The 19,537-nt window shown below is 49.0% G+C and carries 16 protein-coding genes, 2 pseudogenes and 1 riboswitch; of the genes and pseudogenes, 14 read left to right on the top strand and 4 right to left on the bottom strand.

Translation table 11 applies throughout. The features are described from left to right. The first annotated feature begins 14 nt into the window (after positions 1 to 14). The 6 genes and pseudogenes from WMO41_RS06720 (at position 15) to WMO41_RS06690 (ending at position 5,799) form a co-directional block, all read left to right on the top strand. Entirely contained in the window at positions 15 to 614 is a 600-nt protein-coding gene (locus tag WMO41_RS06720) for a cytidylate kinase-like family protein (protein WP_349229084.1), read from the top strand. A gap of 186 nt (positions 615 to 800) precedes the next feature. Beyond that, positions 801 to 1,754 (top strand): annotated as a pseudogene (locus WMO41_RS06710) (AAA family ATPase); the annotation flags it as partial. A 152-nt stretch (positions 1,755 to 1,906) separates the two neighbouring features. Next, complete coding sequence (gene add, locus WMO41_RS06705) at positions 1,907 to 2,914, top strand: adenosine deaminase (protein WP_349229082.1); 1,008 nt, start codon at positions 1,907 to 1,909, stop codon at positions 2,912 to 2,914. Next, on the top strand, positions 2,911 to 3,534 hold the full coding sequence (locus WMO41_RS06700; RefSeq protein WP_349229081.1) for a DUF4317 family protein: 624 nt from the start codon (positions 2,911 to 2,913) through the stop codon (positions 3,532 to 3,534). The genes add and WMO41_RS06700 overlap by 4 nt, the downstream gene beginning before the upstream one ends. 32 nt (positions 3,535 to 3,566) lie before the next feature. After that, the gene (locus WMO41_RS06695) at positions 3,567 to 4,721 is read left to right on the top strand and encodes a J domain-containing protein (RefSeq protein ID WP_349229080.1); all 1,155 of its coding nucleotides are present in this window, start codon (positions 3,567 to 3,569) and stop codon (positions 4,719 to 4,721) included. 112 nt (positions 4,722 to 4,833) lie between these two features. Beyond that, positions 4,834 to 5,799, top strand: a complete 966-nt coding sequence (locus WMO41_RS06690) for an alpha/beta fold hydrolase (protein ID WP_349229079.1) — start codon at positions 4,834 to 4,836, stop codon at positions 5,797 to 5,799. 49 nt (positions 5,800 to 5,848) lie between these two features. Here WMO41_RS06690 and WMO41_RS06685 read toward each other — a convergent pair whose 3' ends face one another. Both WMO41_RS06685 and WMO41_RS06680 read right to left on the bottom strand, forming a co-directional pair. Further along, positions 5,849 to 6,682 carry a MerR family transcriptional regulator gene (locus tag WMO41_RS06685; RefSeq protein ID WP_349229078.1) on the bottom strand — a complete coding sequence of 278 codons (834 nt, stop codon included), beginning with the start codon at positions 6,680 to 6,682 and terminating at the stop codon, positions 5,849 to 5,851. A 15-nt stretch (positions 6,683 to 6,697) separates the two neighbouring features. Further along, positions 6,698 to 8,050, bottom strand: a complete 1,353-nt coding sequence (locus WMO41_RS06680; RefSeq protein WP_349229077.1) for an MATE family efflux transporter — start codon at positions 8,048 to 8,050, stop codon at positions 6,698 to 6,700. A 256-nt stretch (positions 8,051 to 8,306) separates the two neighbouring features. Here WMO41_RS06680 and WMO41_RS06675 point away from each other — a divergent pair, with 256 nt between their 5' ends. The 8 genes and pseudogenes from WMO41_RS06675 (at position 8,307) to WMO41_RS16065 (ending at position 17,742) form a co-directional block, all read left to right on the top strand. Next, complete coding sequence (locus WMO41_RS06675; RefSeq protein ID WP_349229076.1) at positions 8,307 to 12,719, top strand: N-acetylmuramoyl-L-alanine amidase family protein; 4,413 nt, start codon at positions 8,307 to 8,309, stop codon at positions 12,717 to 12,719. A 134-nt stretch (positions 12,720 to 12,853) separates the two neighbouring features. Continuing rightward, a riboswitch (cobalamin riboswitch) is annotated at positions 12,854 to 13,053 on the top strand. Between the two features lie 171 nt (positions 13,054 to 13,224). Beyond that, on the top strand, positions 13,225 to 14,313 hold the full coding sequence (locus tag WMO41_RS06670; protein ID WP_349229075.1) for an ABC transporter substrate-binding protein: 1,089 nt from the start codon (positions 13,225 to 13,227) through the stop codon (positions 14,311 to 14,313). Positions 14,314 to 14,374: 61 nt separating this feature from the next. After that, the gene (locus tag WMO41_RS06665; RefSeq protein ID WP_349229074.1) at positions 14,375 to 15,442 is read left to right on the top strand and encodes a FecCD family ABC transporter permease; all 1,068 of its coding nucleotides are present in this window, start codon (positions 14,375 to 14,377) and stop codon (positions 15,440 to 15,442) included. Then, a complete protein-coding gene (locus WMO41_RS06660; RefSeq protein ID WP_349229073.1) occupies positions 15,439 to 16,221 on the top strand; it encodes an ABC transporter ATP-binding protein in 783 nt (260 codons plus the stop codon). Before WMO41_RS06665 ends, WMO41_RS06660 begins: the two co-directional genes overlap by 4 nt. A gap of 160 nt (positions 16,222 to 16,381) precedes the next feature. Then, positions 16,382 to 16,576, top strand: coding sequence for a hypothetical protein (locus WMO41_RS06655; RefSeq protein ID WP_349229072.1), 195 nt, complete (start codon positions 16,382 to 16,384; stop codon positions 16,574 to 16,576). Positions 16,577 to 16,675: 99 nt separating this feature from the next. Further along, complete coding sequence (locus WMO41_RS06650) at positions 16,676 to 17,242, top strand: GNAT family N-acetyltransferase (RefSeq protein WP_349229071.1); 567 nt, start codon at positions 16,676 to 16,678, stop codon at positions 17,240 to 17,242. A gap of 13 nt (positions 17,243 to 17,255) precedes the next feature. Continuing rightward, positions 17,256 to 17,507 (top strand): hypothetical protein, encoded by a 252-nt coding sequence (locus WMO41_RS06645; RefSeq protein ID WP_349229070.1) that lies wholly within the window; start codon positions 17,256 to 17,258, stop codon positions 17,505 to 17,507. Beyond that, positions 17,504 to 17,742: pseudogene (locus WMO41_RS16065) on the top strand (DUF3791 domain-containing protein). Before WMO41_RS06645 ends, WMO41_RS16065 begins: the two are co-directional and overlap by 4 nt. A gap of 80 nt (positions 17,743 to 17,822) precedes the next feature. Here the strand turns inward: WMO41_RS16065 and WMO41_RS06640 are convergent. Both WMO41_RS06640 and WMO41_RS06635 read right to left on the bottom strand, forming a co-directional pair. Continuing rightward, positions 17,823 to 18,131, bottom strand: a complete 309-nt coding sequence (locus WMO41_RS06640) for a DUF4387 family protein (RefSeq protein ID WP_349229069.1) — start codon at positions 18,129 to 18,131, stop codon at positions 17,823 to 17,825. A gap of 27 nt (positions 18,132 to 18,158) precedes the next feature. Next, on the bottom strand, positions 18,159 to 19,511 hold the full coding sequence (locus WMO41_RS06635; protein WP_349229068.1) for an acyclic terpene utilization AtuA family protein: 1,353 nt from the start codon (positions 19,509 to 19,511) through the stop codon (positions 18,159 to 18,161). Between the last annotated feature and the right edge of the window lie 26 nt (positions 19,512 to 19,537).

Here is a 19,537-nt window from a genome sequence, read left to right as displayed (position 1 = left end):
ACGGAGGTGCAGACATGGAAAAATATGTGATCACCATCTCCAGACAGTATGGCTCCTTCGGACGCCTGGTGGCGAAAGAACTTTCCGAGCAACTCCATATTGAGTTTATGGACCGTGACATTGTCGAGGAGACTGCAAAGCGGATGAATACCTCCGTCAAGCAGATCAGTCGGGATGAGGAAGTTACCCGTTCTAAGTTCTCTTATCTCAGTTATCCGTTTGGACTGGGAACACCGGATGTGAGCGATGAAATCTTTCTGGTGCAGCAGAGTATCATTCAGGATTTCGCCAGCAAGGGTTCCTGCATCATTGTGGGACGCTGCGGCGCTTACTGCCTGAGAAACGAGCCGAGACTTCTGCGGGTTTACATTTACGCGCCTTATGAAGTGCGCTTAAAGAACTGCGTGGAATATTTCGGAATGAGCGGAAAAGAAGCCGTGCGGGCTGTAAACGAGGCCGATAAAGCACGGGAACATTATCATAAAAAATATATCCCTGGATATCAGAACGATACTTTAAACAGCGATTTGTGCATCAACAGCGCGTATTACAGTATCGAGGAGGCAGCTGAGCTGATCAGGCAGGCAGCGCGGATGAAGTTTGGGGAGATTTGAAAATACGTAACAATGAACATGTAATTTTTCAGACAGCCAGGGGCTTTGGTTCCCTGGCTGTTTGTGCTTTATTTTTATAAAAATATATGAGATAATAAAAAGCAAACAAAACTATAAAGCAACGGGAGAAACATGTATGAAAGAACAAAAACTTCCGGTAGGAATGGACGGGTTTGAAAAAATCCGTCGCTTTTTGATGGACTCTATATTTCCGGAAATCAAGCCATTTGCGAGCAGCATATGGGGCAGTATCCGGTCATTTTTCTTTCACTTAAAAATGTTGAGGGATCCAGCTTCGAGCATGCGAAGTACCAGATGATGGAGCTGATAGCAAAGGAAGCAGCGAGGTATTCCGTTCTTAGGAAAAATGAAGCACTGGATGGAAATGCGAAAAAGGCATACGAGGCGCTGACTACATTTTCAAACGGATGCTATCAGATGACAGAGGAAGCCTTGCTTGGTTCTTTGCAAACGCTTTCTGAACTGTTGGCTTTATATTATCATAAGAAGACCATCATTCTCATCGATGAGTACGATGTGCCACTCGATCAGGCATTTCAGCATGGTTATTATAAGGAAATGGTTTCGCTCATCCGGATGATGTTCGGAAAAGCGTTAAAAACTAACGACGCGCTCGCTTTTGCGGTATTGACGGGCTGTCTTTGTGTGTCGAAGGAGAGCATCTTTACGGGCCTTAACAACTTTAAAATTCTGTCCATCACAGATACGCGTTTCGATGAGCAGTTTGGCTTTACGGATACGGAAGTGAAAAAGCTGCTTTCTGATTATCAGCTGGAAGGCTGGTTCCCGGAAGTGAAAGACTGGTACGATGGCTACCGTTTCGGAAAAACGGATGTCTACTGCCCCTGGGATGTCATAAACTTTGTGGATCGCGCGAAGGATGATCCGGAGGCAGAACCGGAAGCCTACTGGATCAATACAAGTGGAAATGATCTTGTGAAGCGCTTTATCGATAAGGCAAATAAAACAACGAAAAATGAAATTGAGCGCCTGACTAATGGTGAAGTGATCGAAAAGGAGCTTCGCCTGGATCTCACCTATGATGAGATCGATCAGAGCATCAAAAATCTCTGGAGTGTCCTCTTTACAACCGGTTATCTGACTCAGGCCGGAAGGAGCTTCAACAGATCAAAGAGCGCCGTTACCAGGAGTATCTTCTAAACGATGACCGGAAGGATATTCAACTCTACGGCATCGCATTTTGCAAAAAAAGATGCTGCGCAATCAGTGAAAAACTGTAAATAAAAATATCTATTAGAGGTGAAAGTTGTATGAATCAGAATGGATGTTACATTGACCTTCACGCCCATCTGGACGGAAGTGTTACCGTAGATATTGCGAAGAAACTGGCGGCACTGCAGAACATTGCGCTGCCGACGGACAATGACGAGGAGCTTCTGGCTCTGCTTTCGGTGCCGGATTCCTGTGAGAGTTTAAATGACTTTTTACAGTGCTTTGACCTGCCTGGACGCCTGATGCAGACGCCGGAGGGATTACAGAATGCAGTAACTCTGGTTCTGGAAAATATGGCGCAGGATGGCGTGATCTATGCGGAACTGCGCTTTGCGCCGCAGTTTCATACCCTGGGCGGCATGACCCAGGAAGAGGCGGTGCAGGCAGCCATTGCAGGCCTTAAAAGTGCTCCGATTCCGGGCAATCTGATCCTGTGCTGCATGCGCGGCGAGGGCAATGAAAAAGCGAATGAGGAGACCCTGGCGCTGGCGAAGAAATATCTGGTGAAGGATCACGGTGTAACTGCCATGGATCTGGCCGGTGCAGAGGCGCTGTTCCCAACTGCAAAATATCTTGGTTTATTTGAACAGGCGAAGGAGCTTGGCATCCCGTACACGGTACATGCCGGAGAGGCAGATGGTCCGGAGAGTGTGCGGGCGGCTATCCAGACCGGAACAAAACGCATTGGACACGGTGTGCGCAGCATGGAGAATGAAGAAGTGGTGAATCTGATCCGCGAAAAGGGCATCACTCTGGAAATGTGTCCCACCAGCAACCGTCAGACCCACGCCATTCCGGATATGAAGCAGTACCCGCTGGTGCGCTTTTTGGAGAGCGGCATCCATGTGACGGTAAATACGGATGATATGGGCATTGAGCGGACCTGCCTCTCAAAGGAGTTTGACTATCTGAAGCGGGAGTTTGGACTGACCGAAGAACAGCAGAAGCAGGTGGTGCTGAACGCAGCAGACGCGGCCTTTGCCAGTGAAGAGACCAAGAAGCAGCTGCGGGCGCAGGTTCTGGCTGCGTATGGGGCATCCTTATGATAAATCGTGAAGATATGCTGGAACTGACCCGGCGCATGACACCGGCCCGCTCCTCCATTGGACGGATTGCCGGTTCTTATTTCGATGAAGAGGGCTATGTGGATGGAACCTTCAATACCAATTTTTTGAAGCTGTCCACGCCGGAGCGCACAAAGAATTTAAACCTGGCCAAGACGGTGCTGTTTGCCACAACCAACGAACAGCTGCGGGAGTACCGCATTCCGGACAGCGCGAGAAAGCCAGGCGGCCTGTGGCAGCTTATGAATGCCATCAAGCGGGATGGCATGAAAAATGACGCGTCTCTGGATCTATTTTATGAAGTATTCGGCGAACATTTTCAGCCGGGATATCCGTATGCGGTTTTTCTGTTTCACGGGCGCTATGATGTGCCGATGAAGGGGACGGATAAGGAATGGCAGGAGGGATCGGAGGAGATTTACGAGTATCTGATTCTGACGGTCAGCCCGCTGACTGGCGAGTACGAACCAGGAGAGCCGGAGTTTGGTTTCCTGTATCCGGCCTTTAAGGAGCGGGGAGCGGCAATGAATTTTGTGAATATTTTTGAGAAGAATCCGGCACGGGTTCACCGGGAACTGGGTGCCTGGATGCTGCAGGGATGAGATAGATGAATGGAATGAATTAGATGAGTGGGATGAGATACAGTGGACCAATGAAGGCAGCGCAGGCGGTGCAGATTCTGGCGTTGGCAGCGGAGGATGATTTTGAGGACGCAAAGAAGAAATACCGGAAACTGATGGGGCAGTTCCACCCGGATGCGGCTGGCGTGGAGAAATCAGAGCAGGTGCAGCAGGAATATGTCAGACGGTCCCAGGAAATCAATGAGGCGTACCGGGTAATCCGGGAAGTCTGGGAAAGCGGTGAATGGGAGCGAGTGCGGAACGTATGTCTGGAAATGGCGGAAGAGCCGATATCCGGGCGAAGCGGATTGAGTGCTTCTGAAATGTGGAGCAGTGGGCAAAGCCGCAGCAAACGTGCAGCAAAAAGCCCATCCTGGTGTCCATATCAGAATGGCAAAGAGAATGAAACTGCCTTTTGTGAGCGTAACATCTACTGTCATTACAGCATGAAGACAGAATCAGAGACGCCCCTCTATTATAAAGCTGCCCGGGGCCGGTATTACTGGAACCCGGAGGAGGAAGCATTTTCTCTCTTTCTCACCAGTCTTCACCACGCCTCGAAGGAACTGCTGGAGCAGGCGGAGGAACAGTGGATGGCGTCTGGCGGTCATGACAGAGTTGGAACAAATCTCCGAAGCCGCCGGGAGCGACAGGAGGGCGGTGGACTCAGCTCCGAGGAGCGCTTTGCCCGCCAGGCCAGACTGGTTCAGCTTTTGGCCGGTCAGTTTCTGCATCCGGTGAAGACCCTGCAAACGTTATCGGAACCGGTGCAGACCGACAAAAACGGCAGGCCCATCTATCATTTCCAGGCTTTTCTGGGCAGCGGACCCTATGGTACTTACGGAAAACAGGTGGCTGGGTTAAAGGCGGGAGACTGGCTGTTTCCGGAATCCTTTCAGGGAAGTAAGATCATGGTAAAGACGGAAGACGGGAAAAGTCTCGGCCATCTCTCTTTTGCGGAAGACTGGCTGTATTTCTGCCTGATCCCGTTGTTAAAGAAACGCCATGGACAGATCAAGATGGTGGTGCGCCAGGTGCAAAACGGAAGAAAAAATGGTAGGCGCCAGCCTGTAGCGGAGATCGATCTGTATTTCCGTATGGAAGCGGGCGCCTCGTGGCATGCTGATAGTGATGGGAATCTGGAAATCGCGAAGATTCTGAGTTTGTGATTGGAAGAGGTTGGATCGCAAATGCAATTTTGCGTGAGTTCAGGTAACTGCGAGGGTACTGAACAGTTACGAGTTCAGGATGAAATGCGGAAATGGAGCGTGATGATAAGATATGAAGAAACGGGATTTTTATCTGCCGTCCAGTGATGGGAAGTCCAGGCTGCATTGTGTGGAGTGGCTGCCGGATGAGGCAGAATCTCAGGCAATCAAACTCTGGGTTCAGCTGGTCCACGGCATGAACGAGCACATGGGCCGTTATGGAGAGTTTGCATCGTTCCTGGCGGAACATGGCATTGCCGTGATCGGACATGACTGTCTGGGCCATGGGGATACGGCTCCTTATGGCGAAGCGGAGCTTTCGAAAAAAGAACGGGGCTTTTTTGCGGAACAACATGGCGGTACCTTCCTGCTTCGCGATATGCACCGGGTAGCCGGATATGGCGCAACACGCTATCCAGGCGCAAAGCATATCCTGTTGGGTCATAGCATGGGCTCGTTTCTGACCCGGCGTTATCTTTCAGCATATCCGGGAAAAGAACCAGACGGAGTCATTCTGCTGGGAACCGGTTTTCCGGCTCCTCAGCTGGTGTTTACCGGGGAAATGCTGGCTGCTTTGTTTGGAAAAATCAAGGGAAATCATTACCGGAGCCGTCTGCTGTATGAGCTTTCCATTGGAAATTACAACCGGAAATTTCAGCCGGTGCGCACGGATTATGACTGGCTCACCAGAGATGAGCGCTATGTGGACCGCTTCTTAAATAATCCGCGGTGTGATTTCATTTTCACCGCCGGTGCGTACCGGGATTTTTTCCATGAAATCCGGGCTGCTGAGGAGACGGAACTGGTGGGCTATCTGCCGAAAAATATTCCATACCTGATTTTGGCCGGAGACAAAGACCCGGTGGGAGAAAACGGAAAGGGCGTGAAAAAGCTGGCCGCCCTGTACCGGAAGGTGGGGGTGCAGGATCTGACTATGAAGCTGTACCCGGGGGCGCGCCATGAGGTGTTAAACGAAGTGAACCGGACGGAAGTATTTGGAGATATCCTGCGGTGGCTGACGGAAAAAAGTGGAACATGATGGAAAATACGGTCTGTAGTTTGAAAATCAAATTAAATTTTTGCCAAATTCATTCCTGGATGGGATGCACCGGAATCTGAATCTCGGTCACGAACCGGTCCGGATCACTGGTGATCCCGTCATCAATCAGGGTGGTTTCTCTGGAAAAACCATAGGGGACCATCCTGTTTTCTTTTATCCAATTAAGTAATAGTTCATACTGTCTGGGTGCATCCTTATGGCTGCCGCAAAAACGCAGGCAGGCACAGTCACAGGCGGGCCAGATTTCCGTGGTGCCGGTATAAGGCTCATCAAAATCCAGGGTGAGAAACACCATATCATAGGTAGAAAAGGCATGCTCCTTAAGCCGGGAAAGAGCGATGCCGACACCGATTTTTCCAAGCCAGATCCCAGCGCCGTTCTGCCCGTTTTCCAGCTGGCGGATGGAGGTTTCCAGGTCAAAATAGGACTTGGGAGAGACCGTATTTTTCAGCCAGGCCACCCGTTTTTCCAGAATGTGCTTTACAGAAATCCGGCCAAGATCCGAGTGAATGGCATCTTCAATCAGGACGAGCTGCTGGTCGATTTTTCGTTCCATGAGCTCCAGTTCTTTCTTCTTTTGCAGAATAGCTTCCTTCTGGTTTTGGAGCATATGCTGCATCTTTGATATTTCCCGGTTATTTAAAAAATCACGGATCTGCTCTAATGGCATGTCCAGAATCCGCAGAAAGCGGATGGTGGTCAGCACCTCAAACTGCCGGGTACTGTAGTAGCGGTACCCGCTTTCCGGGCTGATGTATTCCGGTTTCAGGAGTCCGGCTTTTTCGTAGTGCCGTAGGGAGCCGACGCTTAAATGGAACATCTGGGCCACTTCCCCAATGGAAAACAAGTCGTGTTTTGGCATGTCAGTCCTCCTGCTTTATGCGTTCTCTCCTGATTGGAAAACAGGCAATTTGCGTTTCATCCAGATGAATGCGGCCACACAGATCAGCACTGACAGCAGGGAACCCACCGGGGCGGCAAAACCCATGGGGAACAGAGTGCCCGGAACGTATTTCGATGCCAGGTAGGCCAGCGGAATGCGGGCACACAGCACGGAAATGATGTTGTGCAAAAATGAGATTCCTGACTGTCCATAGGCACAGAAATATCCGCTGAAGCAGAAGTGGATTCCGGCAAAGATGCAGTCCCAGATATAGCTGTGCAGGTACTGGGTGCCCAGGCGAATAACATCGGCATCACTGGAAAACAGTCCGACAACAGTGCTGCCTGCAAACTGCATGAGGATGGAAACCACAATGCCGTAGGAAACCGCAATGGTGGTAGCGCAGGCCAGGGTCTGGCTTGCGCGTTCGTGTTTTCCGGCACCGATATTCTGGGCGGAAAGGGCGGAAACTGTGGACAGCATGGAGGATGGAACCAGGAAAAACAGGCTGATCATCTTCTCTACGATTCCGACTGCGGCGGCATCATTTAAGCCGCGGCGGTTGGCAATAATGGTGATGACAATGAAGGCAATCTGGATAAAACCATCCTGCATGGCGATGGGAAATCCAATCTTTAAAAGTCCGCCCATCATGGCGCGGACCGGCTTCAGATCTGAGAACCGGAAGTCTGGAATCATCTTTTTCCGGCACACCATGGTCAGGGAAATCAGCACGCTGATGGTCTGGGAGAGTGTGGTTCCCAGGGCAGCTCCTGCCGGGCCAAGCTTCAGCACGCCGATGAACAGATAGTCCAGGGTAATGTTAAAGACACAGGCAATGGCAATGAAATACATGGGACTTTTGGAGTCCCCCATACCGCGGAAAATGGAGCTGATGATGTTGTAGGCTGTGATGAAGGGAATGCCAAGAAAGCAGATAGTCAGGTAGGTGATGGTACCGCGGACGGCTTCCTCCGGCGTGGACATAACCGCTACAATGGGCTTTACAAAGCACAGCAGAATTGCGGTCAGGGCAACAGACAGCAGCATGAACAGGGATGCCGTGTTGCCGACGGCCAGGTTCACTTGTCTGCGGTCCTGGGCTCCGACAGCCCGTCCGGTCATAACCGTGGTGCCCATGGCAAGTCCCACGATCATGACTGTCAGCATATGCATGACCTGACTGCCTATGGAGACCGCTGTGGTGCTGTCGACGCCGTTAAACTGTCCGATGATGAACAGGTCTGCAGTGCCGTAAAGAGTCTGAAGGAAATAGGAAAGAAAATAGGGCAGTGAGAAATAGAGAATGGTTTTGGGGACACTGCCGGTGGTTAAATTGTACTCCATAGAAAATCTCCTTATCTTGCGTGTGATAACGCTTTTATTATACTGCTGTTTAGTATAAAGTCTATAATAATTGTAGAGTCAAGAAAAAACGGCATTGAACAAAAATTTTCAATAAGTCCAAAAATAAGGAAAGCTAATTGACAATAATTGGGAAAATATATATACTATCAAACGGTTAGCTTACGCTAACGAATTGCATTTTGAAAGATGACAAAAAAGGGGACAAAAATGTCAAAGAAAAAGGAGGAAGAGGGAGATGAAAAAGCATTTCAGACACATGGCGCTTTCTGTGATGATCGCAGCAGGAATGTGTGTGCCGGGAAACGGAGTCGTCTTCGCAGCGCCGGATACAACCGGCAGATGGGGCAATGAAAATCAGGGATGGCGTTATTACAACGCAGCAGGAGCAGTATGCACCGGTTGGATTGAGACGGCATCCGGATGGTATTATTTAGATCCGCAGACAGGACTTATGCTGACGGGCCTGCAGCAGATCGATGGACAGACTTATTATTTCACAGCACCGGGCGAGAATGAAATTGAGGGCAGACTGTTCTGTGGATGGAGAGAAGAAGCAGATGGAAGCAGACGTTTCTTCGGAACCAGCCATGACGGAAGCTTTGGTTCCATGAAAACCGGCTGGCAGTGGATTGATGGATATTGCTATTACTTTGCGCCGGGAGCAGGCACGATGGTAAAAGGCGGCGCAACTCCGGACGGCTTTCAGGTCAATGAACAGGGCCAGTGGGTCGGTGAAGATGGAAATGCGCATTTTGAGTCCGGAAAAGGCTTCAGCAGCACCGAGCAGAAAGCAGGCCCGGGCGGCAGCATGACTGGCGGCGGAAGCAGCTCCGGTGGCGGCAGCAGTTCTGGCGGTGGCAGCCATTCTGGTGGATCCAGCTCCAATGGCTCTGGAAATAATTCCGGCAATAACGGAAACAACAGCGGAAATACTGGTGATAACGGATCTGCTGAGACTCCGGAAGTAAAACCGCTATTAAAAGAAGCGCAGACTACCCTTGTCAATCTGGGCTGGACCCAGTACGCAGTGTTTGCCTTCAATGAGGGCAGTATTGACGATTACTCCATCGAGGTGGATGGAATCGACATCACCGATGCCTGCACCAATGTGGATGATAACGGCACCATCGTAAAATGGCAGACTACTGTATGGAATCCGGGAACCGTCAATGTAACCAGAAACGCAGACGGTGAGAAGCAGAGAGTTACCTTCTCCAAAGAGAATGTTCAGCGCGTGACCGAGGAAGGCGATGCGTCTTCCTCGCCAGCAAATCTGGTAACAAACGGACCGGTTTCTGCGTTTGATTACTATCTGGATAACTACGATTCCGATGGAAACGTACGCGTACATCCGGGCAAAACTACATTCGCAGTAAATGGTACAAAGAGTGACGCAGCTTCTGAGGTTCCGTCCAGCTACTATGTACCGGATGCTGAGATTGATCAGGATGGCAAGGGCGAGATTCTTGTGAAGCTTTCCTTAAAGACTGAGGAGCAGGAAGCATGGTTTAGCAAGCTGACTACGATCAAGGCAATGGATACCGACAACAAGATCGTAAATGGCAACCTGACCTTTACCACCAGTACCGATGATACTTACGGAAAGACCGGAATTATTCGCATTTCCCTTCCGGCAACGAATCTGAGAAGCCGCGGACAGTATCAGCTGAACCTGGTTTCTTCCTACAGCAAGAATAAACTGACCGTTCCGGTAGAACTGGTAGACGCAACCGATTTCAATATGAGCCTTGGTTCCCTGAACCCGAACCCACAGAAGGGCGAGTGCTTCACTTTTGATATCGTTGGAAAGAATGGAGAGAGCTTCGGAAATGAGATCCTTTCCCCGATTTACCGTGTTGATCTGACCATGCCATCCGGCAAGGTGAAGACCCTGACCAAGATCAGCCAGTGGTATGAGATCGGAAGCATGCTTCACATCTGCGGTGTCGATACTGACGATGAGAAGAATGTGATCACCGATGAGGAAGGTGTATACACCGTGACGGTCTACGCCCATGGCTACAAGACCATGAGCAAGAAGGTAGAGATTGGCAATGCATCTGCTGTGAAGAAGGCTGTGACCTTCCTGGCCCAGGCCATCTCCGTACAGAAGACGGATGACTATGGTGTGGATGCGGTGTCCAGTGCAACTTCCATTGGCGGTGGCAGCAGTTCCGGTTCTGATGATTCCGGTTCCAGCAGCACCGTAAATGGCTGGCTGGTATTTGACCACGATCTGCTGGCAAATGCTCTGATCTTAAATGAGATCAACCCGACTGCGGAGAGCAGCGCGGTAGCACAGTGGTATTTTGATCAGAACCTCATGTATGTAACCGATGATACTGCAGACGAGTTCTATAATTTCACCGATTACTTAAATGCAGTCAAAGACGCAAAGCTTGGAGATGGCAGATTTGTAAGCTTTGAACAGTACCAGAATGAGGGAACCCCGTCATCTAACGGACGTCCGTACCAGATTAAGCGCGTTCTGGAGGATGGTAAGTTAGGCAGCACCGAGACCCTTTCCACTATGGTCGGTAAAAATGCACCGGTTCTTACAGGTATTACCGGCAAGCTGGGCGAGAACCTGGTACTGACTGCAGAAAACGATACCGAGTACTTCAAAAAAATCCAGGGCATATATCTGGATGGCAGCGCAATCGGTCTCAGAAATGATAACTATATGACCCAGTTCGCATTCAGCGAGGATGGAACCCAGCTCATCATCTACGCATATGAGACCGTAAATGGAACCGAATCCAAGACCCCGTTAAGCGCAGGTGAGCATACACTCCGTATTGTCGCTAAGGGCTACAAAGAGGCCACCATCACCCTGACGGTAAGCAAAGAGACAGAGGTGTTTGAACTGTCCCTGGCAGCAAACCCGGAGAAAGCAGACGGCGAAGAGGCGACTGTATACCATGCAGGCCAGACTGTGTATGTCAATGCATCCGCAGAGGATGGAGATCTGAAAGGTGATTTCCAGAAGAATCTGAAGGAAGTTACCCTGAACAACAAGATCGTTCTTCCGGCTGGCGAAGGTCAGATTGGCAGTGAGGAAGATTATCAGATCGAGGATGGCATGGTCATTCTTGGCAAGAACCTCTTCAAAAAGGCAGGAAGCTACACCCTGCAGTTAAAGGCAAACGCAGACGCAGGCTATGCACCGAAGACCCTGGAGTTTGAGGTGAAGGAGGCTGTGGAGACTCCGGCGGAAGATGGGAAAGCTGTTCCGACATTCCGTGAGGCTGTTCTGAAAGAAGAAAGCGGTATTTTGGCAAAAGATCCGTATTACCAGATCTTCTTTGATGGTGTTGACCTGGATAAGGATGGCAAGACCGAAGATGATGTAGAAGAGTGGCTCAGATCCAAGACTCTGGCTGTTTATGTGGACGGAGAGCACTACGAGAGCGGTCTGAATCAGGACAATACAAACTGCTATTCCATTCAGGAGAGTGACGGATTTTACAAATCCATTCTGGCAATTCGTCCGGCAGATATGAGCGGCGAACACCGCGTGAAGATCACCGCAGATGGTTATAAGGTTCGTGAGTTCTACTTCACCGGAAGTGCAAACGAGCAGAAAGACAAGGATGCACCGGTATTTGAGCAAGCAGAAGTGAAAAAATCTAACTCTGGCTATGGAGATTACTACAACCTTACATTCAGCGGCAGCAATGCAAAAGATTTCTTCAGTTCAGACCGCTTGACCGTAAGAGTAAATGGCAGTGAATATACAAAGCTGAAGAATTCTTATGAGAGCGTTGGAAGCACAGAGGGCAGTAAGATTTATGCATATAATTCCTACTCCTCCACACCTGCACTGGAACTCAGACCGGAAGATATGTCCGAGGATCTGGAGATTACAATTACCGCAGATGGTTATAAGTCCTGTACCTTCACAGTGAACGGACTGTCTGATGAGAAAGTAACACCGGAATATCAATCTGCAACTTATGTGGAAGCAGGAACATGGGATCCGGCATATTACCGCATTGATTTTACAGCAAAGGATGATAAGGCATTAAGCGAGTACCTGAGCGATAAGACAATGGCAGTAACTGTAAATGGCAAAGACTACGATCGTGCCTACAGTCTCTATTCCAGCAGTACGAAGAAGTTTGTTGCAGCTGGAGCAGACAATGGTTACGGTATGGTTTACAGCTATCTGAAATTATCTGCAGATGCATTTGCAGATGGTATGGTAAACAAAGTAGAGATTTCCGTGGATGGATATGAACCCATTACCTTCAACGTTGGAGAATCCGATGAGATTGGAATTGACGACATCGAAGCAATCGCAGATGTTGAGCTTCCTGCAGAGGACGAGATCATCGCTTCCGATGACAAGAAAGAGGAAATCTCCGATGACATCATCGACGAGGACAACACCTCTGATGACATCAAAGACACCGATTCTGCAGATGACTCTGAGGACAAGGTAGACGAGTCCGAGGATGCAGCAGATAAGTCTGACGAGACTGGCGATGATGAGTCTGAGGATCAGGCAGATGACGTCACCGATGAGGATGATGCAGAGGATACCGACGCCGCAGACAAAGATGCTGATGCAGACGAGGAAGAGTCTTCTGAAACGGAAGAAGAAGCTGCAGATGCAGAGGAAGATTCCGAAGCAGAGATGGAATAAGCATTAAAAACTTATTTTATATAGAAGAAAAATAATAGAAAGACCGATACTTCTGGCAGCCCATTCCGGATTTCAGGAGTATCGGCCTTTTTCTTTCCTGGTAAATTCAGTTGACAGTTTTCCTTTCATGCCGTAAGATATCATACGGAATTAGTGTCGGCCGTTCGGGGCCGGTGAAAAGGGAAACGGGTGCAAGTCCCGTGCGGTGCCGCCGCTGTAAGCGCATTTAAGGCAGTCTGATTTCACTGTTTCATATTATTAATAGAAGAAATGGGAAGAAACCAGACAACATTGCCGCGCAAGCCAGAAGACCTGCTTTTTCCGCTTTTGCTGTCACGGTCCATGACAAGGCAAGGGAAACAAGGGTGAAGTCTGCCCTGGATGCAAAAATACGGTGCATCATTTGATCTGCTTTTTGCAGGTTGAATGGTGCTTTTTTATTGCGCTGCATCCTGTTCCTGCATGGGTAGTACAAAAAAATTTCAACATCAGGAGGAAAACAATTATGAGAAACAAGAAACTGGTAATCTTAACTATGGCTGCCTGTATGACCACCGGTCTGGTGGCTGGATGCGGCGCAAAGAGCGCAGATACTGCAACACCGGCTGAGACTGCAGCAGAGAGCACCGCTGCAGCTGAGGAGAGCGGTGCAGAGGAGACCGAAGCGGCTGGCGATTCCACCGCAGATGAAGCGTATGAGCCGGTTACCATTACCTTAAATCTGGAGCGTTCCGGTCTGGGTGAGAACGTAGAATATACTTTTACCAAGAAGCCATCCGCAGTGGTTGCTTCCGGTGATCAGATGGCAGATTTCTTCTTTGATCTTGGCCTGGAAGACCAGATGGCTGGTTACACCAAGGGAAGCTGCTGGAGCACCGTTTCCCAGTATCCGGCAAGAGACCAGGTGCCGCAGCTGTTAGAGGCAGGAAAAGGCATTTCCAACCTTTCCAAAGAGGAACTGGTGGCAACCGGATGTGATTTTCTGATGGGTTGGGACTCTGTATTCTCTGATAAAAACTTCGGAAAAGAGTTCTGTGACGCCAACGGAATCGCCATGTATTTCCCCTATGTATGCTCTGATAAGGCAACCTTCGAGGATCTGTACAAAGACTATGAGACTCTTGGAAAAATCTTCCAAGTAGAGGATGTGGCATCTGAGAAGATCCAGGCTATGAAGGATACCCTTCAGGAAGTAAAAGACACTCTGGGTGATGATGTTTACCAGAATCCGGTGACTGTGTTTGCGTACGATTCCGGTGAAGATGCTCCGTTTACTGCATGTCAGGGTATGCCGGGCGACATCATCAAGCTGGCTGGCGGAATTTCCATTTTCGATGATATCGAGGCTGGCTGGGCTACTCCGTCCTGGGAGGAAGTGGTAGAGCGTGACCCGGATGTGATCCTGATTCTGGACTACACCGGGGACATTTCCGAGAAGAAAAACTTCCTGGAGACCAATGAGTTTACCAAGGATTTAAGAGCCGTGAAAGAGGGCAAAATCTACTCTGCATGCTGCAGCGATATGCAGGGTTCCGCAGGTTCTGCAGAGGCAGTCAAAGAGATTGCAAAGCAGCTGTATCCGGATAAATTCTAATTGGAAATTGGTAAGGTATAAGGGATTTCCCACACGGGAAGTCCCTGTTTTTGGAGAAAACATGAAATCAGAATTAAGTAAAAAAAGTAACCGGGAAACGGGACGTTTTGTGTGTACCCTTCTGATTGTGCTGCTTCTGATTGCAGTGGTCACGACCATTTCTGTGACTCTTGGAGCCATCCATGTGTCACCAGATGAGATCGTAAAGATTCTGGTCAATAAGACATCAGGAAAGGAAGTTTTTGCAGTTTCCTGGGAACAGAAAACGGAAAATATTATCTGGAATATTCGGTTCCCGCGGGTTATCATGGCCTTTATTGTGGGAGCGGGACTCTCTCTTTGTGGGGTACTGATGCAGGCTCTGACCAAGAATCCGCTGGCAGATCCCTATGTACTGGGAATTTCTTCCGGTGCTTCCGCCGGAGCGGTCAGCGTTATCATTCTGGGGATGTTCAGCTTTCTGGGCGGCTATTCGGTAATCTTTGGCGCGACCCTGGGCGCAGCAGTTGCCATTGGGCTTTCCTTAAGCATTGCGTCTCTAAAAGGAAGAATTACCTCCACCCAGCTGGTGCTGGCCGGAATTGCAACCTCCGCGCTGTTCTCTGCCATGACAAACCTGATCGTTTACGGGTTCAATAACGGTTCCGATAAGACGAAAATGGCGCTCTACTGGATGGTGGGATCCTTAAGCGGAGCCACCTGGAGCCGCGTGAAATATGTGTTTATCGTATCGGTTGTCATGATGGCAGTGATTCTTTTGTTCGCGCGGGAACTGGATATTCTCCTTCTGGGAGATGATGTGGCAGAGACGCTGGGCGCGGATACCAGACGCATCAAACTGTTGATCATTCTGGCATCCACCGTGTTGACGGGCGTGGTAGTTTCGGTCAGCGGCGTTATCGGATTTGTGGGTCTTGTGGTGCCGCATGTGATGCGTGGATTTGTGGGTTCCGGCCATAAGCGCCTGATTCCCATGTCCATTTTGGGCGGCGGCCTGTTTGCTATGATCGCAGATCTGATTTCCCGTATCATCATTGCGCCGGAAGAACTTCCCATCGGCGTTATTGCGGCATTTTTCGGGGCTCCGTTCTTCCTGTATTTAATTCGGAAAGGAAGTGTAGGCCGATGAGTTTACTGGTAAAACATCTGGATTATGAAATCGGAAATGACCGGATCCTGGATCAGATCTCCCTTGAAATCCGGGATGGAGAATTTGTGGGCCTTGTGGGACCGAACGGCTGTGGCAAGTCCACATTGCTGAAGCATATCTACCGGACCTATAAGCCAAAGGGGCAGACCATCTTTCTGGATGGAAACGATATTATGGAGCTTTCTGCGAAAAAACTGGCAGGCGCACTGGCTGTCATGGCCCAGGAAAACCAGCTGGAATTTGACTTTACCGTGCGGGATATGGTGATGTTTGGCCGATATGCCCACAAGAAATTTCTGGAAGGAGACACCGCAAAAGACCGGGAACTCTGCGAAAAATGCCTGCGGGAAGTAGGACTGACCGGTTACGAAACACGTTCCTATTTAAGTCTCTCCGGTGGAGAAAAGCAGCGTGTCCTCCTGGCCCGGGTACTGATGCAGGAAAGCCGTTACATCGTTTTGGATGAACCGACAAACCATTTGGATGTCAGCTACCAGTATCAGATTATGGATATTTTGAGAAATCAGGATGTCACCGTATTTTCCTCCATCCATGACCTGAATCTGGCTGCGCTTTACTGTGACCGGATCATTTTTCTGTATCAGGGAAAGATCGTAGACTGCGGAACCCCGGAAGAGGTGCTGACGAAAGAAAATATCCGCAAATACTTCGGAATCGAAGCCCAGGTGACAAGGAATGAAGCTACCGGAAAGATGCAGATTTATTATTTGCCGGGGTGGGTGACGGAAAAGGGCTGAATTGCGTAAATGATAGTTGACGTGGGATTCTGGAAAAGGTATATTATAAGTAGTTTTGTACCATACAAAATTACATCATAAGTTCAAATAACGATTTATCGTAAACGCCGCGTGTGCGGCTCACAGTGTGTGAAAAAGGTAACTGCTATTCTGAATCAGAGTGGCAGTTTCTTTTTACATAAGGACAGATGTAAAAGAAGAATGTGGGAAAATAAATTTTGACGTTGACAAAAGATATAAAGGAGAAGGTATGGAAAAAAAGTACTATGTAGGACTGGATGCTGGAAGTGCCTCTCTAGGCTGGGCCGTCACGAATGAAATTAAATTGGAGAATGTGGTTTTGAGAATGATGTAATATTGAAAAAGATAGTTGTTGCGGGACATTATAAGAATGTCTGCGTAATATTGAGTTTTGAGTCGATATCAATTGAGTTTAATAAAAGGGAGTTTTTTTATGTTACAACTTACATCACAATCAGATTTCCCAGAAATTTACCGCATCATGCAGGCCAGTTTCCCGGATGATGAATATCGTCCTTATAATGAGCAGCTTGCCCTTTTTCAGGAGCCGGAATACCGGATTTATTATATGCCGGTTATAGAGCTGGAAGGCGTTGTTAACAATTCAAATGGGAATTCCAAAATACAGGCAGCGGGCTTTCTCGCCGTCTGGGAATTTGAATCCTTCACCTACATCGAGCACTTCGCAGTAGATCCAGCACTTCGCAACAGTGGAACAGGTTCAACTATGCTTCAGGAACTGGTAAAGAAATACCAGAAGCCAATCTGCCTGGAAGTAGAACTTCCCGAAGATGAATTAACCAGCAGGCGCATCGGATTTTATGAGCGCAACGAGTTTGTATTTAACGAATATTCCTATATCCAGCCCCCCATCTCAAAAGGAAAATCCCCGGTACCGCTTCGGATTATGACATATAGAAGTGAAATCACGTGGGAAGAATTTCAGAAGATGAAAGAAATACTTTATCGCCGTGTGTACAAATGCGAGGCAATGGGATAAGGGAGGTTGGCTTATGTTGGCGGATGAAAAAATTAAAAATTCTGACGAATTGGAATTTGCTATATTTTGTATTGAAAATGTTGCAGCGAAGCTTGGCGTTGATCCCGTACTGATATATGAGGCATTTACAGAAAAAAGTGATATTTTAATTGATAAGACAGAAGCAATCAATCGTTTGCGTTATGAAAAACCAAATTTACAGATTTGTTTTCGTACAGAGAAAGCATTATCATTGCTTTGCTTTGAAGGGAGTGAAATGATATGATGGCAAATCCGATTTTACTTCAGAAAAAATATAGCAGAGTCGTTAGCTGCTTTGCAAGACAACAGGGAATTTCATTGGATGCGGCATTAGATTTTTTTATCATTCGGAACTTTATCTGTTGATGAGAGATGGAATTTCCAATATGCATTGTATGAGTGATGCTTATTTGGAAGAAGAATTGAAGCAGGAATATTGCCAGAATAATTATGCAGACAAGATATCGAAAAATGGCTAATTGGAGAAATAAAGTAAATAAAAGCAAGGACAAAACAGTGATATGGAGTTTTGTCCTTGCTTTGCATTATCAATGATATTTTAACACTCGATGTCCAGTAGATTCACATACTGCTGTCCGCCGTGCATATCCCTCTCATCGCGGCTTCCCTCCACCGGCACTCTCGGCAGACTGATCTTGGCTACCTGGATGTGTTTCAGGCAGTAGATCTCCAGGTCTTCCGGTTTTACATGGTAGGATTTTGCGATAAATTCTTTTTCCCGCTCAAAGGCAGCGGCTACCTTCTCGGTATCTTCTACGCTGTTGCAGAACGCGTCGATGGTCAGCCAGAAGGGGCCTGCGTTTTTGCTGCGTATATATTTGACGGTATTTTCTATGGTTCTCATCATTCACACCTCCGAAATCATTTATAAGCATTAGACCGTTACATAGTTCATGCGCACAAGCTCCAGCGGATCGTCCACGGATACGGTGTGGTAAAGCTTGAACTCGTAGATGGCGCCGCGTTCCATCTCGGCCGGGGAGAAGAGGAAACCGTAGGATGGCATCTGTTTGCCCTCAAAGATGTTGTGGTGCAGCATCAGCGGGTTGAAGGCTTTGGTGATCTGGGTGGCCTTTTCCTGGGTTTCGGCGGTGACGGTCAGCATCATCAGGACCTCATTCGGAACGTAGCCCTCCGGGACATCCATGCCGGATACGCCGTTGTAGCCGTAAGGGCGCAGCCAGAAATGATAGCTGTCTCTGGAGATGCCGTTCTTTTCCAGCTTGTCGATGCCGGCTTTGGATACGGCTTCCACCCATTTCATCGGATCCTGCATGACCTTGCGGTCGCGGATGCCGGCCATGCTGACGGTCTGGTAGCCCACCGGGCCGGAGCCCTCCAGCTTCATGGTATAAGGAAGATACTCAATGGTGGTGCCCTCCACACGGACTGCGGTGTCGGAGAGTGCCGTGTAGGTGGAGGTGCTGGTATCAATGCGGATGCCTGGCTCGGTAAGCTGGATCGGGTTCGCGTTTTCGTAGATCAGGTGTGCGGAAACGGAGTAGGGGGATACCGTGCTGCCCGGCTGTACGGAGCGGATGGTGAAGCCCTTCTCGTCAATTTCCATAAATACGCCGCCTGGAAGACCGGCACTGGTGCAGACGCCGCCGCACTCTACGGTCTTGGCAGCATGCCAGCAGGAAGCCGGATCACAGCCCTTCATAAGCGGGTAAGCGGCCATGACTGCGGTATCGGTGGAGCGTCCGCCGATGATGATGTCGGCGCCGTTTTTGAAGGCTTCCTCGTAGGCTTCTGCACCCAGAAGTGCCACGATTGTGCTACACTCATCAAAGGTCTTTTCGGAGATTTCCGGTGCGCCGTGGAGGGCAGAAATCTTGCCTTCGCGGTATTTTTTCTTGATGACTTCCGGATTCTGCTGGGAGTAGATGCAGGCAATTTTCTTGTGGATGCCAGCCTCATCGCAGATTTCCTGAATCAGTTTCAGGGCGGTGTCAACGCCTTCATCAGACCCACAGGTTCCGGCAGAGCCGATGGTCATGGGAATCCCGAGCTTGTCGGCACCCAGCACCATGCGCTTTAAGTCGCGTTTCACATCGGCAATGGAATATTTGCCGTGTCCGGAGCCTAAGTAGTAGGGACCGGAATCGGTGGAACCGGCATCGCTGGAAATGATATCCGGCTTCATGGCCAGCCCTGCCTCAAAAGCTTCTTCGGTACAGTTTAAGCCAACTGCGCCATAAGGAACAAATACTTTTACATTTGTCATGTCGACTCCTCCTGTGAAAAACATTG

This window comes from Ventrimonas faecis, assembly GCF_040096075.1.
Taxonomy (GTDB): Bacteria; Bacillota; Clostridia; order Lachnospirales; family Lachnospiraceae; genus Brotaphodocola; species Brotaphodocola faecis.
Note: the sequence above shows the minus strand (reverse complement) of the source record. Positions and strands in the feature narration are given on the sequence as shown.

Coding starts and splice junctions, on each gene's coding strand:
- WMO41_RS06670 (WP_349229075.1), top strand. CDS start 13,225: ATGAGAAACAAGAAACTGGTAATCTTAACTATGGCTGCCTGTATGACC.
- WMO41_RS06720 (WP_349229084.1), top strand. CDS start 15: ATGGAAAAATATGTGATCACCATCTCCAGACAGTATGGCTCCTTCGGA.
- WMO41_RS06685 (WP_349229078.1), bottom strand. CDS start 6,682: ATGCCAAAACACGACTTGTTTTCCATTGGGGAAGTGGCCCAGATGTTC.
- WMO41_RS06665 (WP_349229074.1), top strand. CDS start 14,375: ATGAAATCAGAATTAAGTAAAAAAAGTAACCGGGAAACGGGACGTTTT.
- WMO41_RS06650 (WP_349229071.1), top strand. CDS start 16,676: ATGTTACAACTTACATCACAATCAGATTTCCCAGAAATTTACCGCATC.
- WMO41_RS06660 (WP_349229073.1), top strand. CDS start 15,439: ATGAGTTTACTGGTAAAACATCTGGATTATGAAATCGGAAATGACCGG.
- WMO41_RS06640 (WP_349229069.1), bottom strand. CDS start 18,131: ATGATGAGAACCATAGAAAATACCGTCAAATATATACGCAGCAAAAAC.
- WMO41_RS06675 (WP_349229076.1), top strand. CDS start 8,307: ATGAAAAAGCATTTCAGACACATGGCGCTTTCTGTGATGATCGCAGCA.
- WMO41_RS06645 (WP_349229070.1), top strand. CDS start 17,256: ATGTTGGCGGATGAAAAAATTAAAAATTCTGACGAATTGGAATTTGCT.
- WMO41_RS06700 (WP_349229081.1), top strand. CDS start 2,911: ATGATAAATCGTGAAGATATGCTGGAACTGACCCGGCGCATGACACCG.
- WMO41_RS06635 (WP_349229068.1), bottom strand. CDS start 19,511: ATGACAAATGTAAAAGTATTTGTTCCTTATGGCGCAGTTGGCTTAAAC.
- WMO41_RS06690 (WP_349229079.1), top strand. CDS start 4,834: ATGAAGAAACGGGATTTTTATCTGCCGTCCAGTGATGGGAAGTCCAGG.
- WMO41_RS06695 (WP_349229080.1), top strand. CDS start 3,567: ATGAGATACAGTGGACCAATGAAGGCAGCGCAGGCGGTGCAGATTCTG.
- add (WP_349229082.1), top strand. CDS start 1,907: ATGAATCAGAATGGATGTTACATTGACCTTCACGCCCATCTGGACGGA.
- WMO41_RS06680 (WP_349229077.1), bottom strand. CDS start 8,050: ATGGAGTACAATTTAACCACCGGCAGTGTCCCCAAAACCATTCTCTAT.